The organism is Nonomuraea sp. NPDC049695, assembly GCF_040674955.1.
Classification (GTDB): domain Bacteria; phylum Actinomycetota; class Actinomycetes; order Streptosporangiales; family Streptosporangiaceae; genus Nonomuraea; species Nonomuraea helvata.
In genome coordinates this window covers 1-19,864 of record NZ_JBFANV010000069.1, presented here as the reverse complement: position 1 = coordinate 19,864, position 19,864 = coordinate 1, and the positions used below count along the sequence as shown (strand labels likewise).

Sequence of the window (19,864 nt, the reverse complement as noted above, 5' to 3'; positions counted from 1 at the left end):
CTGGGGCGCCGCAGGGCTGGCACGGACCCGCTCCTGAGCAAGAGGCGCCGCAGCCCGGCCGGAAGGCGCCGCAAGGGTGGCAGGGTCCGGTGGGTGTGGTCGCGCCCGGGCAGCCTCCGACGGGTGGGTCGCCGGAGGGTGGACCCGTGCCCGGGCAGCCGCCGGCGGGCGCGCCCGTGGTGGCAGGGGGGCCGGTAGGGGGACCCCCGACCGGAGGGCCGCCCGGCGCGGGGGCCGCGTATCCTGCGCAGACGATGCGAATTGTGCACGTGCCCGATGCCGAGGCCGCGGCGGCCGAGCTGGCCGGGTGGTTGCGTCCGGGTGACGCGGTGCTGGTGAAGGGACCGAGAGCCATGGGACTGGAACGGACGGCCGAGCTGCTGCTCGGAGGTGCCGCCCAGTGACCGAGATCATCATCGCCGGTGCGGTGGGCCTGATCCTCTCGATGCTGGGCACCCCGCTGGCGATCAGGCTGTTCTCGCGGCGCGGCTACGGCCAGGAGATCCGCGAGGAGGGCGTGCAGGCCCACCTCGGCAAGCGGGGCACCCCCACGATGGGCGGCATCGTCTTCGTGCTGGCCTCGCTGCTCGCCTACGGCGCCTCCCACCTGGCCACCTTCGCCGCGCCCACCGTGTCGGGCATGCTGGTGCTGTTCCTGATGACGGGGCTCGGCGCGGTCGGGTTCCTCGACGACTTCATCAAGATCTACAAGCAGCGCAGCCTCGGCCTCCGCAGCGGCGCCAAGGCGCTCGGCCAGCTCGTCATCGGCGCGGTCTTCGCGTTCCTGGTGGTCCGCCAGCCGAACGTCTACGGCATCACCCCCGCCGAGACCCGGCTGTCGTTCCTCCGGGACTTCGGCCCCCCGTCGATCGGCATCGTCGGGTTCACCATCTGGGTGCTCTTCATGATCGTCGGGTTCTCCAACGCGGTGAACCTCACCGACGGTCTCGACGGCCTGGCCAGCGGCGCGACCGGCGTCGTGCTCGCGGCGTACGTGCTGATCGGCAACTGGCAGCTCCGCAACAACTGCATCGACCAGCTCGGCCCCAACTGCTACTGGGTGCGTGACCCGCTCGACCTGGCCGTGGTGGCCGCGGCCGTGCTGGGAGCGCTGATCGGGTTCCTGTGGTGGAACGCCCCGCCCGCCCGCATCTTCATGGGCGACACCGGCTCGCTGGCCCTGGGCGGCGTGCTGGCCGGGCTGGCCATCGCCACCCGCACCCAGCTCCTGCTGATCATCCTCGCCGGCCTGTGTGTGATCATCACGCTGTCGGTCATCATCCAGGTCGGATCGTTCAAGATGACCGGGAAACGGGTGTTCAGGATGGCGCCGCTGCAGCACCACTTCGAGCTGAAGGGCTGGGCGGAGACCACCATCGTGGTCAGGTTCTGGCTGATCGCGATGCTCTGCGCGGCTCTCGGGCTGGGGCTGTTCTACATCGAGTGGATGCCGAGGCCATGAGCGTGACGTGCGTGGCCGGGCTCGGCGTCTCCGGCACCGCCGTGGCCAGGGTCCTGGCCGAGCGCGGCGAGCGGGTCGTGGTCGTGGAGGCGGTGGAGGGCGAGCGGCAGCTCGCCGCGGCCGCCGAGCTGGCCGCGGTGGGCGTGGAGACCCGCTTCGGGGCGATGGAGGTCCCGGAGGGGGCGACGCGGCTGGTCACCACCGGCTGGGCGCCGCACCACCCGCTGATCGCCGCCGCGCTGGAGGCGGGCGTCGAGGTGGTGGGGGAGGTCGAGCTCGCCTGGCGGCTGCGGCCCGCGCAGGCGGCGCCGTGGCTCGCGCTGACCGGCACCAACGGCAAGACCACCGCCGTGCGCATGCTCACCTCGATCCTGCTCGCCGCCGGCCGCAAGGCCCTGGCCGTCGGGAACGTGGGCGTCCCCGTCGTGCGGGCGGTCGCCGAGCCGTACGACGCGCTGGCCGTCGAGCTGTCCAGCTTCCAGCTCCACTGGTCCAGCACGCTGGCCCCGCACGCCGCGGCCATCCTCAACGTGGCCCCCGACCACCTCGACTGGCACGGCTCCATGGAGGAGTACGCCGCCGCCAAGGGCCGCATCTACGAGCGCGCCCAGCACGTGATCTACAACGCCGACGACCCTGAGGCCACGAGGCTGGCCGCGCCCTATCCGGGAGCGGTCGGGTTCACGTTGCGGGTGCCCAGGCGCGGGGAGATCGGCGTGGTGGAGGACCTGCTGGTCGACCGGGCGTTCGTGGCCGACCCCGTGGAGGCGGCCGAGGAGCTGGCGACGCTGGAGGACGTACGCCCCTTCGCGCCGCACAACGTGGCCAACGCGCTGGCCGCCGCCGCTCTGGCCCGCTCCCTCGGTGTTCCCTCCGAGGCGGTACGCCAGGGCCTGCGGGACTTCGTGCCCGACCCCCACCGGCTCTCCCACGTCGACCGGGTCGGCGAGGTCGACTACATCGACGACTCCAAGGCGACGAATCCGCATGCCGCCGCCGCGGCGCTGGCCTCGTACCCGTCGATCGTGTGGGTGGCGGGCGGCCTGCTCAAGGGCGCCGACGTCGACGAGCTGGTGCGCCAGGCGGCCCCCAGGCTGCGCGGCGCGGTGCTGCTGGGCGCGGATCGCGCGGCGATCGCGCAAGCCATCGCGCGACACGCGCCGAATGTCCCCGTCGTGGACATCGCCGATCGGGACACTGGTGCGATGGAAAGAGTCGTCACCGAAGCCGCCCGGCTGGCCTCGCCCGGGGACACCGTGCTGCTCTCCCCGGCGGGGGCCTCCCTTGACATGTTCGCCAACTATCCCGCGCGGGGGGAGGCCTTCGCCCGCGCCGTACGCGAGCTGAGGCTGCGACGTGAGCGCGAGCGCTGAGGAGCCGCGCGCCGTCGAAGGGCCGGGCGGCTGGGCGCGCGAGCAGCTCGGCGCGCTGAAGGAGCTGCTCGACAAGCCGCTGACCACGTACTACCTGATCATCATGTGCAGCGCGCTGCTGCTCGCGCTCGGCCTGATGATGGTGCTGTCGGCCTCCAGCGTCGAGGCGCTGCAGAAGTTCGGCAGCCCGTTCACGTGGTTCATCAAGCAGTCGCTGTCGGCCGCGGTGGGCGTGCCGGTGATGTGGGCCTGCTCGCGCCTGCCGGTCAAGTTCTTCCGCTGGGCGGGCTACCCCATGATGGCGCTGTCGATCCTGGCGCTGGTCATGGTGCTGTTCATCGGCTCGTCCGAGCTGGGCGCGCAGCGGTGGATCTACATCGGCCCGTTCACGCTCCAGCCGTCCGAGCCGGCCAAGCTCGGGCTCGTGCTGTGGGGGGCCGACCTGCTGGCCAGGCGGGCGCGGCAGGGCCGCATCGAGTGGCGGCAGATGCTGATCCCGCTCATGCCCGGCACCGCGATCCTGGCCGTCATGGTCATGCTCGGCCGCGACCTGGGCACCACGCTGGTGCTGTTCATGATCTTCCTGGCGCTGCTGTGGGTGGTAGGGGCGCCGGTGAAGCTGTTCGGCGGCATCATGGGGCTGGCGGTGCTCGCCGCGGTCATCATGATCAAGGTGGAGCCGTACCGGATGGCCCGCATCGGGGCCTATCTGAACCCGTGGGCCGACGCCCAGAACGCCGGATACCAGGCCGTGCAGGGGCAGATCGCGATGGGCTCGGGCGGCTGGTTCGGGCTCGGGCTCGGCGCGAGCCGGCAGAAGTGGAGCTGGCTGCCGCACGGCGAGAGCGACTTCATCTTCGCCATCCTCGGCGAGGAGCTCGGGCTCATGGGCACGCTGATGGTGGTGGCGCTGTTCGGGATGCTCGGCTACGCGGGGCTGCGGGTCGCCGTCCGCGTCAACGACGCCTTCACCAGGCTCGCCGCCGCCGCCATGGTGGCCTGGATCGTCGGCCAGGCGACCGTCAACATGGGCGCCGTGCTCGGCGTGCTGCCGATCACCGGCATCCCCCTGCCGCTGGTCTCGTACGGCGGCTCCTCGCTGCTGCCCACGCTCGCCGCGCTCGGCATGCTGCTGTCGTTCGCCAAACGCGAGCCAGGCGCGCGAGAGGCCTTGGCTGCTCGTGGCCCCGGACCGACCGCCCGGGCTCTAAGCTGGCTTGGCCTGGGGGGTAAGACCAGAGGCCGAGCGACACGTTAGGGAGTGACCGAGATGAGGGTGGTCCTCGCCGGTGGGGGGACGGCCGGGCACATCGAGCCCGCGCTGGCCCTTGCGGACGCGCTGCGCCATCTTGACCAGGGCGTCGGCATCACCTGCATGGGCACCGAACGCGGCCTGGAGACAAGACTCGTCCCCGCCAGGGGCTACGAGCTGGAGCTGGTGCCGGCCGTGCCGCTGCCAAGGGCGATCACCCCGAGCCTGCTCACCGTGCCGGGGAGGCTGGCGGGGGCGATCAACGCGGCGGCCGCCATACTCGACCGCGTCCAGGCCGACATCCTCGTCGGCTTCGGCGGCTACGTCGCGACCCCCGCCTACCTGGCGGCCAAGCGGCGCGGCCTGCCGATCGTCGTGCACGAGTCCAATCCCCGCCCGGGGCTGGCCAACCGGCTCGGCGCCCGGCTCACCGACCACGTCTTCACCGGCTTCCCCGACACCACGCTGCCCAAGGCCGAATACCTCGGCACCCCGATCCGCCGCGAGATCGTCAACCTCGACCGGCTGTCCATGGGCGACAAGGCGCGCTCCTGGTTCGGGCTGGAGAACGACCGGCCGACGCTGCTGGTGTTCGGCGGCTCCCAGGGGGCCAGGTCGCTCAACGAGGCCGCGCTCGGCGCCGCCCCCGTGCTGCGCAGGGCGGGGGTGCAGGTGCTCCACGTGCTCGGCCCGAACAACACCGTCAGCCACGAGCCCCCGCCGGGCGACCCGCAGTACGTGCTGCTGCCCTACGTCGACCGCATGGACCTCGCCTACGCGGCCGCCGACTTCGTGCTCTGCCGCGCGGGCGCGCTGACGTGCGCGGAGCTGACCGCGGTCGGGCTGCCCGCCGCGTACGTGCCGCTGCCGCACGGCAACGGCGAACAGGCCATCAACGCCGGACGCATCGTCCAGGGCGGCGGCGGCCTGATGGTCGACGACGCCGGCCTGTCACCCGAATGGATCATCCACAACGTGCTCCCCATCCTCCGCGACCCCGAGCGGGTCGCCGCCATGTCCGAGGCGGCGTCCAGACTGGGACGCAAGGACGCCGATATCATGCTCGCCAGGAAAGTGTTGGAGATAGCCCGATGAGTCTCGTCAAGCTGGTCGATCCCGTCGCCGTAGCGGACCTGGGGCGGGTGCACTTCATCGGCATCGGCGGCGCGGGAATGTCGGGCATCGCCCGCATCCTGCTCAAACGCGGCGTTCGGGTATCGGGCAGCGACGCGCGCAGCTCCGAGCTGATCACCGAGCTGCGCGAGCTGGGCGCCACCATCCACATCGGCCATGCCGCCTCGCACGTGAAAGACGTCGACACCGTGGTCGTCTCGACCGCCATCCGCGACTCCAACCCCGAGCTGGGCGAGGCGCTCAAGCAGGGGGTGCGGATCATCCCGCGGGCCGCCGCGCTGGCCTCCGTCATGGCCGGGCGCACCGCGGTGGCCATCGCGGGCACCCACGGCAAGACGACCACCACCTCGATGCTGACCGTGGCGCTGCAGAAGTGCGGGGCCGACCCGTCCTACTGCGTGGGCGGCCAGCTCGTCACCACCGGGCTCGGCGCCGACGACGGCCAGGGGCAGGTGTTCGTGGCCGAGGCCGACGAGAGCGACGGCTCGTTCCTCATGCTGGCGCCCGACATCGCCGTGGTGACCAACGTCGAGGCCGACCACCTCGACAACTACGGCGACCCGCGGGCCGTGCACGACAGCTTCGCCAGGTTCGCCGACCGGGTCGGCTCGCTGCTCATCACCTGCGCCGACGACCCGGGCGCGACGGAGCTGGCCCGCCGGGCGCGCGAGCGGGGGCTGCGGGTCAAGACGTACGGCGTCCAGGGCGAGGACTACCGCGTGAGCGGGATCAGGCCGGACGGGTTCGGCACGGTCTTCGACATCGAGGGCCGGGGCGACGTGCGGCTGGCCGTGCCCGGCGCGCACAACGCGCTCAACGCCACCGCGGTGATCGCCGTGGCCGACGAGCTGGGGCTGCCGTTCGAGGAGATCAGGCAGGGCCTCGGCGCCTTCACGGGGGCCAAGCGGCGCTTCGAGGCCAAGGGGGAGGCCGGCGGCATCGCGGTGTTCGACAGCTACGCGCACCACCCGACAGAGCTGGTCGCCGACCTGAAGGCCGCCCGCGACGTGGTCGCCTCCTACTCCGGCGACGGCCGGGTCATCGCGGTCTTCCAGCCGCACCTCTACTCGCGCACCCGCTTCTTCGCCGACGAGTTCGGCGCGGCGCTCGGGCTGGCCGACGAGGCCATCGTGCTCGACGTCTACGGGGCCCGCGAGGACCCCGAGCCGGGGGTCTCGGGGGCGATGGTGGCCGGGCGGGTGCCGCTGCCTCCCGAGCGGGTCGCGTACGCACCCGACCGGGCCACGGTGCCCGCGTTGGTGGCCGAACGGGCGCGGCCCGGCGACATCGTGCTCACCATGGGCGCGGGCGACGTCACGGAGCTCGGGCCGCAGATCGTGGCCCGCCTTTCCTCCTGACGGCGGGGCCCTCGGGGAGAAAGGCACCTGAAGAGGCGATCGCGGTGTCCCGTCCCGTTGGGCGTGGCGTGCGGTGTTATGGCGCGCGTCGGCGTAGGTTCTGTGCCGACGCGCAGGGGCCGGCATGGGGAGGGCGATGAAGGCACGTACGGCGTTCCTGGTGCTGCTCACGGCGGGAGTGGTGGGCTCGGCCGCCTGGCTGGTGTTCTTCTCGCCCGTCCTGGGAGTGCGCTCGATAGAGATCGTGGGAAATCTCACAGTGCCCAGCGAGCGCATCAAGCAGCAGGCCGGCGTGGCCGATCTGCATCCCCTCGCCACCGTGGACCTCGCCGACGTCCAGAACCGCGTCCTGGGCATCAGACAGCTCGCCGGCGCCAAGGTGGACCGGATCTGGCCGGGCACGCTCAAGATCGAGGTGGTCGAACGCGAGCCCGTCGCCGCGATCCCGGCGGGCGGCAAGTTCGCGGTCGTCGACAAGCAGGGCGTGGTGATCGAGGTCAAGTCCGCGGCGCCTTTCATGCTGCCGGTGCTCAAGGTCGACACGCCCGCGGTGGGCGACCCGGCCACGATGGCGGCGCTCCAGGTCATCCAGGCGGTCCCCGGCGAAGTGGCGCCCAAGGTGAGGGAAGTACGCGCCGGGACGGCCGAAGGGGTGACCTTGAAGCTGTCCGACGGGCGCACCGTCATCTGGGGTGGCGCCGACCGGTCCGAGGAGAAGGGCCGCATCCTCACTTCCCTGCTCAAACGTGAGAAAGCCACGGTGTACGACGTCAGCTCTCCGGATGTCGTGACGCTGAAGTGATCAAGAGTGGGCAAGTCCGCGGCAAGGCATGGCCGAGCTTGTGCGAGGTGGGGGTCATGGCGTGAGAGCCTTAAGTCGTACGTCGGGCGCAGGAGCCCCCGACCAGGCGCGACTTCGGAGCGAAACGGACAGCCCGCGACACGCCGGACGTGCTTGCGGCGCGGTTAGTTGACCCGCCAGGCAGGGGACTCCTACTGTCCGTATCAATCCTCAGGTTGACATAAATCTAAATCTCAACCTGAGGTTGAGAGTTACCCGAAGTGAGAAAAAGCGGAGACAATCCGCACCGAAATGGCAAGTCAACGAGCGGAAAGGCCCCTCGTCGTGGCAGCACCGCAGAACTACCTCGCGGTCATCAAGGTCGTCGGCATCGGCGGCGGCGGAGTCAACGCCGTCAACCGGATGATCGAGGAGGGACTCAAGGGCGTCGAGTTCATAGCCATCAACACCGACGCCCAGGCGCTGCTGATGAGTGACGCCGATGTGAAACTCGACGTGGGCCGTGAGCTCACGCGCGGACTGGGCGCCGGCGCCAACCCCGACGTGGGGCGCAAGGCGGCCGAGGACCACCGTGAGGAGATCGAGGAGGTCCTCAAGGGGGCCGACATGGTCTTCGTCACGGCCGGCGAGGGCGGTGGCACCGGCACGGGCGGCGCGCCCGTCGTGGCCAACATCGCCCGGTCGCTCGGGGCGCTCACCATCGGCGTCGTGACCAGGCCGTTCAGCTTCGAGGGGCGGCGCAGGGCCATGCAGGCCGAAGCCGGCATCGAGACGCTGCGCGACGAGGTCGACACCTTGATCGTGATCCCCAACGACCGTCTGCTGTCGATCTCCGACCGGCAGGTGAGCGTGCTCGACGCGTTCAAGGCGGCCGACCAGGTGCTGCTCTCGGGTGTCCAGGGCATCACCGACCTCATCACCACTCCTGGTCTGATCAACCTCGACTTCGCCGACGTCAAGTCGGTCATGTCGGGCGCCGGCTCGGCGCTCATGGGCATCGGCCACGCCCGCGGCGACGACCGCTCGGTGGCGGCGGCCGAGATGGCCGTCTCCAGCCCGCTGCTGGAGGCCAGCATCGACGGCGCCCACGGCGTGCTGCTGTCGATCGCGGGCGGCTCCGACCTGGGCCTGTTCGAGATCAACGAGGCCGCGCAGCTGGTGTCCATGGCGGCCGCGCCCGACGCCAACATCATCTTCGGTACGGTCATCGACGACGCGCTCGGCGACGAGGTGCGCGTGACGGTGATCGCGGCCGGCTTCGACGACGTGCCGCCGCCGGTGGAGAAGCCGCTGCCCCGTCCGGTCAGCCGTCCCGCCGCGCAGCCCGCCGCGCCGCCTCCGTCGGCTCCTGCGCGGCCGAGCGTCGCGTCCCCCAGCGTGAAGTCGGAGCAGCCTCCGCTGCGCTCTGAGCCGCGCGCTGAGGTGCGTCCGGAGCCGCGCGGCGACTTCAGGTCCGAGCCGCGCTCCGACTTCCGCGCCGAGCCCCGTCCGGAACCGCGCGCCGAGTTCAGGCCCGAGCCGCGTCCTGAGCCCCGTCCGGAGCCGCGCGCCGAGTTCAGGCCCGAGCCGCGCCCCGAGGCCCGTCCGGAGCCGCCGCGTCCCGAGCCGGTGCGGCCGGTGGAGTCGGTGCAGCTCCCCGAGCCCGCGGACGCCGAGCCCGCCGCCGAGGAGCCGTCCGGCCCCGTCTCGATCCCTCGGCCCACGCCCGAGCCCGCCAACCCGCCCACGCCCATCACCTCCCGCATGTCGGAGCCCGCCAAACGTCCCAGGGTGATCTTCGAGGAGCAGGAGGAGGAGCTCGACGTCCCCGACTTCCTCAAATAGCCCGGCCGCCTGACGCCGCTCCCCGGCAGGATCCGGGAGCGGCGCCGTCGTGTACGCGAGCGCGTACCCTGGGCCGGTCTGCAGCGAAAGGGAGACTCACGTGAGAAGGGACGAGATCGCGGCCGGGCTCGCCGAGGTCGACGCGCGCATCGCGGCGGCCTGTCGCGCGGTGGGGCGCGACCGCGGCGAGGTCACGCTGATCGCCGTCACCAAGACCCGTCCGGCCGAGGACGTGCGGATCCTGGCGGAGCTGGGCGTGCGCGACATCGGCGAGAACCGCGACCAGGAGGCCGCGCCCAAGGCGGAGGAGCTCGCCGAGCTGTCGCTGACCTGGCACTTCGTCGGCCAGCTCCAGACGAACAAGGTCCGCTCCGTCGTCTCGTACGCCGACGTGATCCACTCGGTGGACCGCCTTCGGCTGGTGGAGGCGATCAGCAAGGAGGCGGTCCGCCAGGGCCGCAGGATCGGCTGCCTCATCCAGGTCGCGCTCGACGACGACCCCTCCAGGGGCGGTGCCCGGCCCGCCGACGTGCTCGAGCTGGCCGACGAGGTGGCTCTGACCGAGGGCGTGTGGCTCGGCGGCGTCATGGCGGTGGCGCCGCTGCACGAGGAGCCCGCCAAGGCGTTCGCCCGGCTGCGCGAGGTGGCCACGCGTCTTGAGGAGCAGCACCCGCGCGCGACGATGATTTCGGCCGGAATGAGCGAAGACCTCACGGAAGCCATCGCGTACGGCGCGACACACGTGCGCGTCGGTACGGCGTTGCTCGGCCGTCGCAAGCCCTTCGTCAGGTAATGTCCCCTCAAGTGGGTCTCCAGGCCCACGACCAAGTAGAGGTCGATCAGCGGTGAGCTCCAAGGGGGTACGGCTACCGCCTCGGGCGCCGGCGACGGACCCCGAGCGAGTGCGACCAGGAGCAGGAGGACGACGCAGCGATGGCCGGCGCGATGCGCAAGATGGCGGTCTACCTCGGTCTCGTGGAGGACGACCGCTACGAGAGATATGAGACGTACACGGACGAGTACGCCTACGAGGACGAGGTGCAGCGCACCGGCGAGGAGCGTCCCGTGGCGGTCCAGGAGCGCGACGACGAGGTCGACGCGGGGGTCCCCGCGCCGAGACCCGCCGCGGCCGTCCTGGAGCGCCGTACGACCGATCTGGCCCGCATCACGACCCTCCACCCGCGGACGTACAACGAGGCACGCACCATCGGCGAGCACTTCCGCGACGGCACCCCGGTCATCATGAACTTGACCGAGATGGTTGACAGCGACGCCAAGCGACTGGTCGATTTCGCGGCAGGTCTGGTCTTTGGACTACATGGCAGCATTGAACGTGTTACCAACAAGGTGTTCCTGTTGTCCCCTGCCAATGTCGAGGTGACCGCCGAGGACAAGGCCCGAATCGCGGAACGCGGGTTCTTCAACCAGAGTTAGAGTCTCTGTATGTCTATCGAACCCAACCAGGCCTCGCCGAGGCCGGGAGGGCACATCAGAAGTGGAGGCGCGGCCAGGCCGTGGGGATCGTAAGTCAGATCTTGGTCGTAGTCCTGTCTCTCTATCTGGTGCTGCTCATCGGCAGGATGATCTTCGAGACGGTACAGGCCTTCGCCCGCCAGTGGCGCCCTTCGGGTGTCATCCTGGTACTGGCCGAGGCCACCTACACCGCAACCGACCCACCTCTCAAGTTCCTCCGCCGTTTCATTCCTCCGCTCCGGTTGGGTACGGTGGCCTTTGACCTAAGCTTCACTGTCCTGTTCATCGTCGTGCTGATCCTGATCCAGCTGGCGGGATTGCTGCGATGACCGGGCCGGTGTCGCGCCGGTCGTGATCCAACTCGTGTCCGCGCTGAAGTGATTCGGGTTACCGTCCCTCCGGACAGACTCCAAGCGCGCCAAGGAGACCAAAAAATGCCGCTGACGCCCGCTGATGTGCGGAACAAGCAGTTCAGTACCACCCGGCTGCGGCCGGGCTACGACGAGGAAGAGGTCGACGCCTTCCTTGATGAGGTAGAGGCCGAGCTCGACCGTCTGATCCAAGAGAACGAAGAGCTCCGTGCGAAGCTGGCCGAGTGCCTGCGCGGGAAGGTGCCGGGCGGCATGAACATGCCCATGGCCTCCGCCCCGGTCCAGGAGCAGCCCAAGCCCGAGATGATGGCGCCGCCCCCGCCGCAGCCCGAGCCCATGCGGGCCCCCGAGCCGCAGCCGGTGCAGCAGCCCGTCCCCGTGGCCATGAACATGCCTCCCGCCGAGGACAACATGGACACCGCGGCCCGCGTGCTCGCGCTCGCCCAGCAGACCGCCGACCAGGCGATCTCCGACGCCCGCCGGGAGGCGGACGAGACGGTCACCCGCGCCAGGCGCGAGGCCGACGACATCCTCACCAAGGCGCGCCGCCAGGCCGAGCAGGTCATCGGCGACGCCCGTGCCCGCGCCGAGACGCTCGAGCGCGACGCGCAGGAGCGCCACCGCCAGGCGATGGGCTCGCTGGTGCAGACCCGCGACGAGCTCGAGCGCAAGGTCGAGGAGCTGCGCAGCTTCGAGCGCGAATACCGCAGCAGGCTCAAGCTCTACCTGGAGAACCAGCTCGCCGAGCTCAACGTCGCGGCCGAGGGCAGCGGTGGGTTCCCGGTCATGTCCGGTGGTCCGCAGGGTCAGGCTCCCGCCATGTCGCACGCGGTGTCGCAGGGTGGCCAGCAGCCTCTTCCCGGTGGTCCCAGCCCGTTCGGCGGCGAGGCTCCCCAGGGCGCCTTTCCCGGCGGTGACGGTCCCCACAACGACCGCCGGTAAAGTAACGGGTCACTAGGACCTGTCACTCGAAAGAGCTCCCCTGTGATCCTTATCAGTGCTGGTTTGGTGCTCGCGGCGGTCGTGCTGCTGATCGCGGGCTTCGTACTGGCTAAGCCGTTCCTGATCATGTGGTCCATCGTGGTCAGCGTGCTGTCCGCGCTGTTCCTCGTGATCGGGGCGTTCCTTCGGCGAAACGAGCTTTTTCCCGGTGGTGGGCAGGCCGCTGCGCCGGCCACCCCACCGAAAGGGCTCATGCCGCCGGGGATGCCGTACACCCAGACCGGTCCTACGGTCCCCCAGACCGGCCCCACGGTTCACCCGCAGCCACCGCGACCCCAACCGCATCCGCAGGCGCCCCAGCGGACGGCGACCGTTCCCGCCGCTCCGCGCCGCCCCGCGGCCGGCGGCATCTCGCCGGATGCGATCGTGCTGGTGATCCCCGGACGCAAGCGCTACCACGTGTCCGGCTGCCGGCAGTTGAGCGGCCGGGACAGCGAGGAGCTCACGTACGAAGAGGCACGCGAGGAGGGCTTCACGCCCTGCACGGCGTGCCTGCCCGACGCAGCGCTCGGCGGACGGCAGCTGCCGCCTGCCGCCGGCCCCGAGCCCGTCGTCGCACCCGGCCCCGCCGCCAAGGCGGAGAGCCGGGCGGAAGACTCCGCGGAGACCCGCGACGTACGTCCGCCGGTCGCACCGCCGAAGCCCGGTACGAAGGCTTCCACCCCCACCCCGGAGCCCGCCGCCTCCGACGAGGAAGGTGCCACCGGGTGGTTCGGCCGCCCCTCCGCCGCCGCCGAATCCGACGACGATCAGGCGGACAAGCAGACTTCTTACCTCCGGCCGCCGGCCGCCACGCGCGGGCCCGCCCGGACGCCGCCCCGACCCTCGTCGGGCGCCCCTGCCAAGGGTGCCTCGAGCGGGGCCTCCACCGGATCGCATGCCACGGGTGAGTCCACTCCGAGCGCGTCCGCTCAGGGCAAGACTGGAGCTCCTGCTCCGGGCAAGACTGGGGCTCCTGCTTCGGGCAAGCCGTCGCAGCGGGCCGGGACGCCCGAGCAGCCTGAGACCAAGCCCGGCCAATCCACCGCCGCACCCCGGCCCTCCGGGACGAAGCCGGGGCAGCCCTCGAGCGCGTCCGGGCCGTCGGGCGCCAAGCCGGCACAGTCGTCGAGCGCGTCGAGGCCGTCCGGCGCCAGGCCCGGAGAGTCCTCGGCTGCGGCCGATGAGGACGACGACTCCATGGGTCCCGCCACGGCGCCGCAGCCGCGTGTGCCCTCTTCGGCGGCGCCGCCCCGTCCAGGTGCCCAGGCTGCGGCTACCGGGCCGTCACAGCGCCCTTCTGGGGCCGCCAAGACGCCTGTTTCGGCGGGGGAGAGCGCGGTGGCGCCCGAGAGGCCCGCGTCCTCGGCCGAATCGGAGGCCAAGCCCAAGGGTCCTCTTCCTCCCGGCCCCGGCGCGGCCGCCAGATCACCGGAGGGACCCCCTTCCGGCACGGGCGCTGCCGCCAAGCCGGCGGTGGCGGGGAAGACCGGCCCCGAGCGGCCCACCACGGGCGCTCCCAAGGCCACTCCTGCCAAGCCGCCCGCCCCCAAGGGGGACGACACGCCCGGTGCCGGCGGCGGCAAGGGTGAGCCGTCCGGAGGAGCGGAGAGCGGCCCGGCGCCCAAGGCCGGTGCCTCGCCCGCTCCTACGACGGGTGCTTCGGCCGCGCCCAAGGCGGGTGCGCCCCAGTCGAGTGGTTCGGCCACTTCCAAGGCGGCTGACCAGGCCGCACGCCGGACCGGTGGTTCGGCCGGGTCCAAGACGGGCGCCCCCGCTGCGCCGCAGTCAGGTGCTTCGGGCGCTCCCAAGACGGGCGCCCCCGCTGCGCCGCAGTCAGGTCCGAAGACGGGTGCCTCGGGTGCGCCGCAGACGGGCGGCTCGGCCGCGTCCAAGACCGGTGCCTCCAAGACCGGTGCCTCCAAGGCCGAGGCCGCCGGATCCGCCAACGGCGGTGACGAGCCCACCGATCCTGCGGGCCCCGGCCCCGAAGGCAAGGGCGGGCGCCCTGAGATGGTGAAGGTCATCGTCGGCACCCGTCGCTACCACAGCACCGCCTGCCCGTTGATCAGGGGCGCGGGGGAGACCGGCGTGGAGACGATGACGCTGGCCGCGGCGGAGGCGGCAGGGCTGACCAGTTGCTCGGTCTGCCAGCACGACCACGAGACGGTGAGCTGAGGGCGGTGTCCGGGCCCTGCGTGGGTCTCGGCAGCGTCGCGCTGGTCTGCGACTGGCTCGCCGGCCGACCCCGTCACTGGACGGACGGTTTCACCAGGCCGGCGTTGTAGGACAGGACCACCACCTGGGCGCGGCTCCGCAGCCCCAGTTTGCTCATGACCCTGTTGAGGTGCGTCTTGACGGTGCCCTCGCTGACCGACAGCCGTTCGGCGATCTCCCTGTTGGTCAGGGCCCGGCCGACCAGGCGCAGCACCTCGGTCTCGCGCGTGGTCAGGCGGTCCAGCTCGGGAAGGAGCGAGGTCGTCGGCGGGTCGGTGAACGCCTCGATCAACCGCTTGGTGGCCGTGGGCGAGAGCAGGACGTCGCCGGCGGCGACGGTGTGGATGGCGGCGATGAGCCGCTGGGGCGGGGTGTCCTTGAGCAGGAAGCCGCTCGCGCCCAGCCGTAACGCGCCGTAGACATACTCGTCCAGGTCGAACGTGGTCAGGATGAGGATCTTGGGCACAGGCGGCTCGGCGGCGAGGATGAGCTCGGTGGCGCGAAGGCCGCTCATGCCCGGCATGCGGATGTCCATGAGGATCACGTCGGGCCTGAGGGAGGCGGCCAGACGGACGGCCTCCTCGCCATCGGTGGCCTCGCCCAGCACGTGCAGGCCCGCCACCCGCAGGAGCGCGGCCAGGCCGGCGCGGATGAGCACCTGATCATCGACCACGAGCACGCTGATCATCGGGTTGGTTCACTCGACCTCGTCGTATGGGGACAGCGGGAGGGTCGCGAGCACCTCGAACCCGCCGTCCGGGAGTCGACGTGTGATGATCGTTCCCCGGTAGAGCTTGACACGTTCAGTCATGCCGATCAACCCGTGTCCACCCGGTTGCCGGGGCGGCGCGGCGGCGGGGCCGTCGTTGGTGACACACACCGTGATGGACGCAGGATCGTAGGTGATGCGGACCCGGGTGGGGGCGGAACCTGCGTGCTTGAGCACGTTCGTCAGCGACTCCTGGACGATGCGGTACGCGCACAGGTTGAGGCCGGGCGGCAGCGTACGTACCGTGCCTTCGACGACGACCTCGACGGGCAGCCCCGCCACGCGCATGCGCTCCGCCAGTGCGTCCAGATCCCGCACCTCGGGGGCGGTGGTGTAGAGCGCGCCGTCCTCGTCGTCGGCCTCGATGCGCAGGATCGACAGCAGGCGCCGCATCTCGTTCAGCGCTTCGTGGCTGGTCTCTAAGATCACTTCGAGCGTCGCGAGCGCCGTGGGGGGATCGGACAGCGCCACGAAGCGGCCCAGGCCGGCCTGGACCGAGACCACGGACATGTGGTGGGCGACGATGTCGTGCAGCTCGCGGGCGATCTTCACGCGTTCGCCGGTGACGGCGCGGCGGGCGGCGGCCTCCTGCTCGTCCTGCAACTGCCGGGCCAGGGCGGCGAGCTGCCGGGTGCGCTGGGCGAGCAGGCGGGCGCCGAGGCCCGCGCCCACCGCGCAGACCGCCAGGAGGAGCGCCGATGCCAGCGCCGAGACGATGGCGACGCCCGGCTGGAGCGCCGAGCCGTGCGTCCACGCTGTCACCGCCATCACACTGGCCGCCGCCGTCGCCTGCCACGAACGGTGTACGGCCACCGTGTAGAGCATCAGCAGGAGGGCGATGTTGTTGAGGCCCACGTGGTATCCCAGGCAGTGGTAGACCAGCGACGTGGCCGCGCAGATGGTCGCGACGGTCATCGGCGCCCGCCTGCGCAGCACCAGCGGCCCGTTGGACAGCAACGTCAGCGCCATCGCGGTCAGGTCGGACGGCCTGCCCATGTCAGGCCCGTACCAGTCCCACAACCAGGTGCCCACGACCAGGGATGCCGCCATCGCACCGTCCACGACCAAGGGAGGGATCCTGGACAGGCGCTGCAACGGCGACGAGCCGGTGAAGAACATCCATCACGCTAACCCCGGGTGGGGCGGCCGCGCATCAACCCCGGGTTGTACCCCTGAGGTTGAGCCGTGGACCGCCCCAGGGCGAGGACCCGAGGGCGGTCACTTGCGCCGGGATCAGAACGGAGAGCCGGACGGGAGCTCCGTGTAACCCGCGAGGATCTGGATCTGCTCCTGGCTGAGCACCCCGGAGAAGGCCCACACGTCGTCGATCGCTCCTGGCCAGAACTCGCCCCACGCGCCCGCCGTCTTCGAACGGCCCAGCTGGAACGGGCCGGTGGCGTCGAAGCCGATCGTGTGCCAGCGGGCCGAGACCCGCTCCTCGGTCTCCTCGAGCCAGCCGTTGACGTACAAGCGCAGGACGTCGGCGAAGGAGTCGTAGACGATGGCCACGTGGTCCCAGTCAAGCTGGCTCTGGTAGGCGGGGTTCTCCGCGCGCTGCGCCAGCGCGCCCGAGGCGTCGGAGTCCGGCATCTCCACCTGCCAGCCGCCCACGCCACCCGCGGCGGAGGGGTCATAGCGTACGGTGAATCCGCTGTTGGTGTTGCCCGCCTGGGAGAAGACGGCCGAGCGGGCGGTGGGCCTGCCCGCGGCGGTCACCCAGCCTGCGACGGTGAAGCTCCGGCTGGTGGAGACCACGGGACCCTCCGTGGCGGCGTAGTCGCCGGCTCCGTCCAGGACCAGGGCGCCCGGCGGTGAGCCCAGCCAACCCGCCGCCTGATCCACATGGGCCTCGCCGCCCGTCGTGAGGTTGCGGCCGTGGCCGGTTCCGTCCTTTCCGTCGGTGTTGAGCGTCCAGCGGCCGGTGAGCACGGGGTGCTGGGTGAACAGGTCGGCGGCCTCCTCCGCGCTGACCAGGCGGTCGAAGACCTGGACGTCGTCGATCTCGCCGGGAAAGAAGTCCACTTTGGCGCCGTTGTGCTTGGCGCGGCCGACGGCCATCGGGCCGGTGGCGTTCCAGGTCGCGGTGAACGGTTTCTCCTGTTGCAGCACCCCGTTGACGTACAGGCGAGCGGTCTTGGCGACCGCGTCGTACACGCCGAGCAGGTGGGTCCACTCGCCGACCTCAGGCGGCGCTGTGGAGAGCACCCGTACGCCGCCCTGCACCGCGTCGGCGTTGCTCAGGCTGAACGACCATCGGTTGTCGTCCTGGACGTACTGCAGGTAGAAGCCGCTGACCACGTTGCCGTCCTGGTTGACGACGGTGGCGAAGCCGTTGGTGTGCGCGAGCTTGACCCAGGCGCCCACCGAGTACGTCTTGGAGGTGTCGATGACCGGCCCGGACGTCTCCGCGTACCCCGTCGTGCCGTCGCCGCGCATCGCGGTGCTCACCTGGCCGTCCACGCCCAGCGTCACGCCGCCGGAGACGTGCGTGGAGACCGCGGCGGTGCCCGCTCGGACGGTGGCCGACAGCGAGGTGGACCCGGCGGGCTCGTCCAGCGTCCAGTGCGCCCGTGGGGCGGCGCCGGCGCTGACGCGGAACATGTACGTGGTGGGCGCGCTGGCGTTGCCCGCGGCGTCGAGCGCCTTGACGTAGAGGAAGTTCACGCCTGCCCTGGTCGGCGCCACCTTGACGGTGACCGGGCCGCCGGGGGTGGCGGGGCGGTATTCGCCCGCCGACGTGGGCGTGGCGTTGATCCCGACCCAGTAGCGGTTCACGTCGCTCTTCGTGGTGCTGATGGTGAAGGAGCCGTAGCGGCCCACGCCGTCGTACCACGGGTCGTCGGGGTTGTCGGGGTTGGACGGCGGATAGTCGGACGAGGTCAGCGACGGCGCCGGCGGGGCGCTCGCGTCGTAGGAGAAGTAGCAGCCCGTCGCGTCGCCCGCCGAGCTCCACGGGCTCCACTGGTAGCCGTCCCAGGTGCGCACGATCCAGCTCAGCGTCTTGTTCTGCGGGATGGTCGTGGGCGCGGTCACCTGGAAGGTCGAACCGGTCGTCTTGGCCGCCGTCAGCGGCGCGGTCCAGATCCCGGTGTTGTTGTCCCAGAGGATGCGGAACTGCGCCTGCAGCTTGGCCGCCGATCCCGAGTCGGGGTCGGTCAGGACGGCGTACAGGGTGGGCGGCCGGTTGACCGTGGGCGGCGAGGAGTAGACGCACGGCCCGCCGGGGCTCATGGACAGGTTCTTCATCAGCGGCTGCGGTGGCGGGGTGTTGTACTCGATGCGCAGGTCGGCGTCCGAGGCGAAGCGTTTCCACCAGGCCATCGTCGATTCGGAGTAGGCGCGCAGCCCGAAGTTGATATTGGCGTCCTTGTTGCTCACCGCGGCCTTCACGGCGTCGGTCAGGGCGCTCCCGCCGAACTCGACCGGCGTGCGGGAGCAGTAGGCCACGTCACGCGAGGCGAGATGTTTGATCCAGTTGTCGTCGGTGCTGTTCCAGGTCGAGCTGGAGCCGAAGCCGCTGGCGTGCCAGAGCTGGACCGACGTGGGGTTGGAGCAGTTGTAGGCGTGCGTCTCGTAGGCGATGAACTCCGCGGAGATCACGAGCTTGCCGGCGATCGCACCGATCGGCATGCGGAAGAAGAGCCGCTTCTTCTGGTCCTTGACGCAGGCCCCGTCGAACTGGACGTCGCACAGGCCCACGCCCTGCGTACCCGACCAGTTGTAGTACGTCGTGGTGGGGTAGCCGCTGGAGACCATCAGCCTCGCCGCGTCGTCCACCGTCTTCCACACCGGATCGATGTAGACGGGGAAGCGGGTGCCGGGGTCGGTCAGCAGGCCGCGGTCGGGGACGAGGGCCAGCTCGCCCCGCGCCAGGCCGACGCCCACCTGCTCGACGCGGGAGCCCTCGGCGGGTCCCGCCTCCCGCGCCTGGCCGTCCGACAGCAGGCCCACGGCCGGCGGCCCGGAGTCCCACATCAGCGGCGCGGGCGCCTCGAACACCTCGCCGCCCGTCGCCTTGTCGGTGGCGCGCAGCACGCCGACGGCGTCGGCTGCCAGGTTCAGGTCGGGCGACTCCGTCCTCAGTTTGAGCCGGGCCAGCGCGGGGTTACGCGCCGCCTCCGGCGTCTTCACCACGAGAAGGTGCGAGAAGCCGTCGACGTCGGCGCGCACGCTCAGGTCCACGCCGGGCAGCACCTCGGGGTACGTTGCCATATCTCCCTCCACGACCGGCGCGGGCAGGGGCTTCGGCCAGGACAGGCTGAGCGTCCGTCCCGCCCGGCCCATGGTCACAAACCGCCCCGAACCGCCCTCGGACAGGCGCAGGTCCACCGTCGAGGCGATCGGCCCGAGACCGCCTCCGGGCAGCCGGGTCAGCTCAGGGTTCACCTGGGTCCACGCGCCGTCCTTGCGGGTGCGGACCGGGCGCTGGTGCTGGACCAGCTCGAAGGTGCCCGAAGGAAGGGCGCGCACCTCGCGCGACTCGCCGCGCAGCGCCAGCACCTCCACCGGCTGCCCCGACGAGCGCGCCACGCGCGTCGCCTCCGCCTCGGTGACGGCGGTCCCCTTGGGCGGCTCGGGTTCCGCGGCCGTCGCGGGGCTCGTCCCCACCGGCACGATGGAGACGAGGCAGACGGCCAGGGCGGTCGCCATGAGCCGCCGGGCACTCGCACCGGGTGGCATTCGCATGGGTGTGGCTCTCCATTCTCCTTGGCTGCGCAGGTGAGGGTCGTTTCCTGCGGCGAGCGCCCTGGACCGGGCGCGCGCCCTCCGCCCACAAGGCTAAGGAGGGCAGAAGGCCGGCTACGATTTACCGGCGGGGATCGTTGGCCCCAAAGGTGGGGATAGGAA

15 protein-coding genes are annotated in these 19,864 nt (G+C 71.3%); 12 read left to right on the top strand and 3 right to left on the bottom strand.

The window, feature by feature from the left end; translation table 11 throughout:
- Positions 1-400 precede the first annotated feature (400 nt).
- The 12 genes from mraY to AB0J64_RS40890 all read left to right on the top strand — a co-directional run bounded on the left by mraY (position 401) and on the right by AB0J64_RS40890 (position 14,208).
- Positions 401-1,462: a phospho-N-acetylmuramoyl-pentapeptide-transferase gene (gene mraY / locus AB0J64_RS40945; RefSeq protein WP_364040119.1), complete on the top strand. Its 1,062-nt coding sequence runs from the start codon at positions 401-403 to the stop codon at positions 1,460-1,462.
- On the top strand, positions 1,459-2,835 hold the full coding sequence (gene murD / locus AB0J64_RS40940; protein ID WP_364040116.1) for a UDP-N-acetylmuramoyl-L-alanine--D-glutamate ligase: 1,377 nt from the start codon (positions 1,459-1,461) through the stop codon (positions 2,833-2,835). The genes mraY and murD overlap by 4 nt, the downstream gene beginning before the upstream one ends.
- Complete coding sequence (gene ftsW / locus AB0J64_RS40935; protein ID WP_364040113.1) at positions 2,819-4,093, top strand: putative lipid II flippase FtsW; 1,275 nt, start codon at positions 2,819-2,821, stop codon at positions 4,091-4,093. The genes murD and ftsW overlap by 17 nt, the downstream gene beginning before the upstream one ends.
- A gap of 12 nt (positions 4,094-4,105) precedes the next feature.
- On the top strand, positions 4,106-5,182 hold the full coding sequence (gene murG, locus AB0J64_RS40930; RefSeq protein ID WP_364040110.1) for an undecaprenyldiphospho-muramoylpentapeptide beta-N-acetylglucosaminyltransferase: 1,077 nt from the start codon (positions 4,106-4,108) through the stop codon (positions 5,180-5,182).
- Positions 5,179-6,579, top strand: coding sequence for a UDP-N-acetylmuramate--L-alanine ligase (gene murC / locus AB0J64_RS40925; protein WP_364040107.1), 1,401 nt, complete (start codon positions 5,179-5,181; stop codon positions 6,577-6,579). Before murG ends, murC begins: the two co-directional genes overlap by 4 nt.
- 136 nt (positions 6,580-6,715) lie before the next feature.
- Positions 6,716-7,381, top strand: a complete 666-nt coding sequence (locus AB0J64_RS40920; protein WP_364040104.1) for an FtsQ-type POTRA domain-containing protein — start codon at positions 6,716-6,718, stop codon at positions 7,379-7,381.
- Positions 7,382-7,705: 324 nt separating this feature from the next.
- A complete protein-coding gene (gene ftsZ, locus AB0J64_RS40915) occupies positions 7,706-9,205 on the top strand; it encodes a cell division protein FtsZ (RefSeq protein ID WP_364040101.1) in 1,500 nt (499 codons plus the stop codon).
- Between the two features lie 100 nt (positions 9,206-9,305).
- Positions 9,306-9,998, top strand: a complete 693-nt coding sequence (locus tag AB0J64_RS40910) for a YggS family pyridoxal phosphate-dependent enzyme (protein WP_364040098.1) — start codon at positions 9,306-9,308, stop codon at positions 9,996-9,998.
- A gap of 140 nt (positions 9,999-10,138) precedes the next feature.
- A complete protein-coding gene (sepF, locus tag AB0J64_RS40905; RefSeq protein ID WP_344985172.1) occupies positions 10,139-10,639 on the top strand; it encodes a cell division protein SepF in 501 nt (166 codons plus the stop codon).
- Between the two features lie 80 nt (positions 10,640-10,719).
- A complete protein-coding gene (locus AB0J64_RS40900; protein ID WP_344985171.1) occupies positions 10,720-11,007 on the top strand; it encodes a YggT family protein in 288 nt (95 codons plus the stop codon).
- A 105-nt stretch (positions 11,008-11,112) separates the two neighbouring features.
- On the top strand, positions 11,113-11,991 hold the full coding sequence (locus AB0J64_RS40895; RefSeq protein WP_364040093.1) for a DivIVA domain-containing protein: 879 nt from the start codon (positions 11,113-11,115) through the stop codon (positions 11,989-11,991).
- A 42-nt stretch (positions 11,992-12,033) separates the two neighbouring features.
- Positions 12,034-14,208, top strand: coding sequence for a hypothetical protein (locus tag AB0J64_RS40890; protein ID WP_364040090.1), 2,175 nt, complete (start codon positions 12,034-12,036; stop codon positions 14,206-14,208).
- 73 nt (positions 14,209-14,281) lie between these two features.
- Here AB0J64_RS40890 and AB0J64_RS40885 read toward each other — a convergent pair whose 3' ends face one another.
- The 3 genes from AB0J64_RS40885 to AB0J64_RS40875 all read right to left on the bottom strand — a co-directional run bounded on the left by AB0J64_RS40885 (position 14,282) and on the right by AB0J64_RS40875 (position 19,702).
- Positions 14,282-14,935 (bottom strand): response regulator transcription factor, encoded by a 654-nt coding sequence (locus AB0J64_RS40885; RefSeq protein WP_364040087.1) that lies wholly within the window; start codon positions 14,933-14,935, stop codon positions 14,282-14,284.
- A 9-nt stretch (positions 14,936-14,944) separates the two neighbouring features.
- Positions 14,945-16,078, bottom strand: a complete 1,134-nt coding sequence (locus tag AB0J64_RS40880; RefSeq protein WP_364040228.1) for a sensor histidine kinase — start codon at positions 16,076-16,078, stop codon at positions 14,945-14,947.
- A 171-nt stretch (positions 16,079-16,249) separates the two neighbouring features.
- Complete coding sequence (locus AB0J64_RS40875; protein WP_364040084.1) at positions 16,250-19,702, bottom strand: LamG-like jellyroll fold domain-containing protein; 3,453 nt, start codon at positions 19,700-19,702, stop codon at positions 16,250-16,252.
- Between the last annotated feature and the right edge of the window lie 162 nt (positions 19,703-19,864).

Excerpts from the sequence above, each read along its gene's own strand:
- AB0J64_RS40885 (WP_364040087.1), bottom strand. The coding sequence starts at position 14,935 with ATGATCAGCGTGCTCGTGGTCGATGATCAGGTGCTCATCCGCGCCGGC.
- AB0J64_RS40875 (WP_364040084.1), bottom strand. The coding sequence starts at position 19,702 with ATGCGAATGCCACCCGGTGCGAGTGCCCGGCGGCTCATGGCGACCGCC.
- AB0J64_RS40895 (WP_364040093.1), top strand. The coding sequence starts at position 11,113 with ATGCCGCTGACGCCCGCTGATGTGCGGAACAAGCAGTTCAGTACCACC.
- murG (WP_364040110.1), top strand. The coding sequence starts at position 4,106 with ATGAGGGTGGTCCTCGCCGGTGGGGGGACGGCCGGGCACATCGAGCCC.
- murC (WP_364040107.1), top strand. The coding sequence starts at position 5,179 with ATGAGTCTCGTCAAGCTGGTCGATCCCGTCGCCGTAGCGGACCTGGGG.
- sepF (WP_344985172.1), top strand. The coding sequence starts at position 10,139 with ATGGCCGGCGCGATGCGCAAGATGGCGGTCTACCTCGGTCTCGTGGAG.
- AB0J64_RS40920 (WP_364040104.1), top strand. The coding sequence starts at position 6,716 with ATGAAGGCACGTACGGCGTTCCTGGTGCTGCTCACGGCGGGAGTGGTG.
- murD (WP_364040116.1), top strand. The coding sequence starts at position 1,459 with ATGAGCGTGACGTGCGTGGCCGGGCTCGGCGTCTCCGGCACCGCCGTG.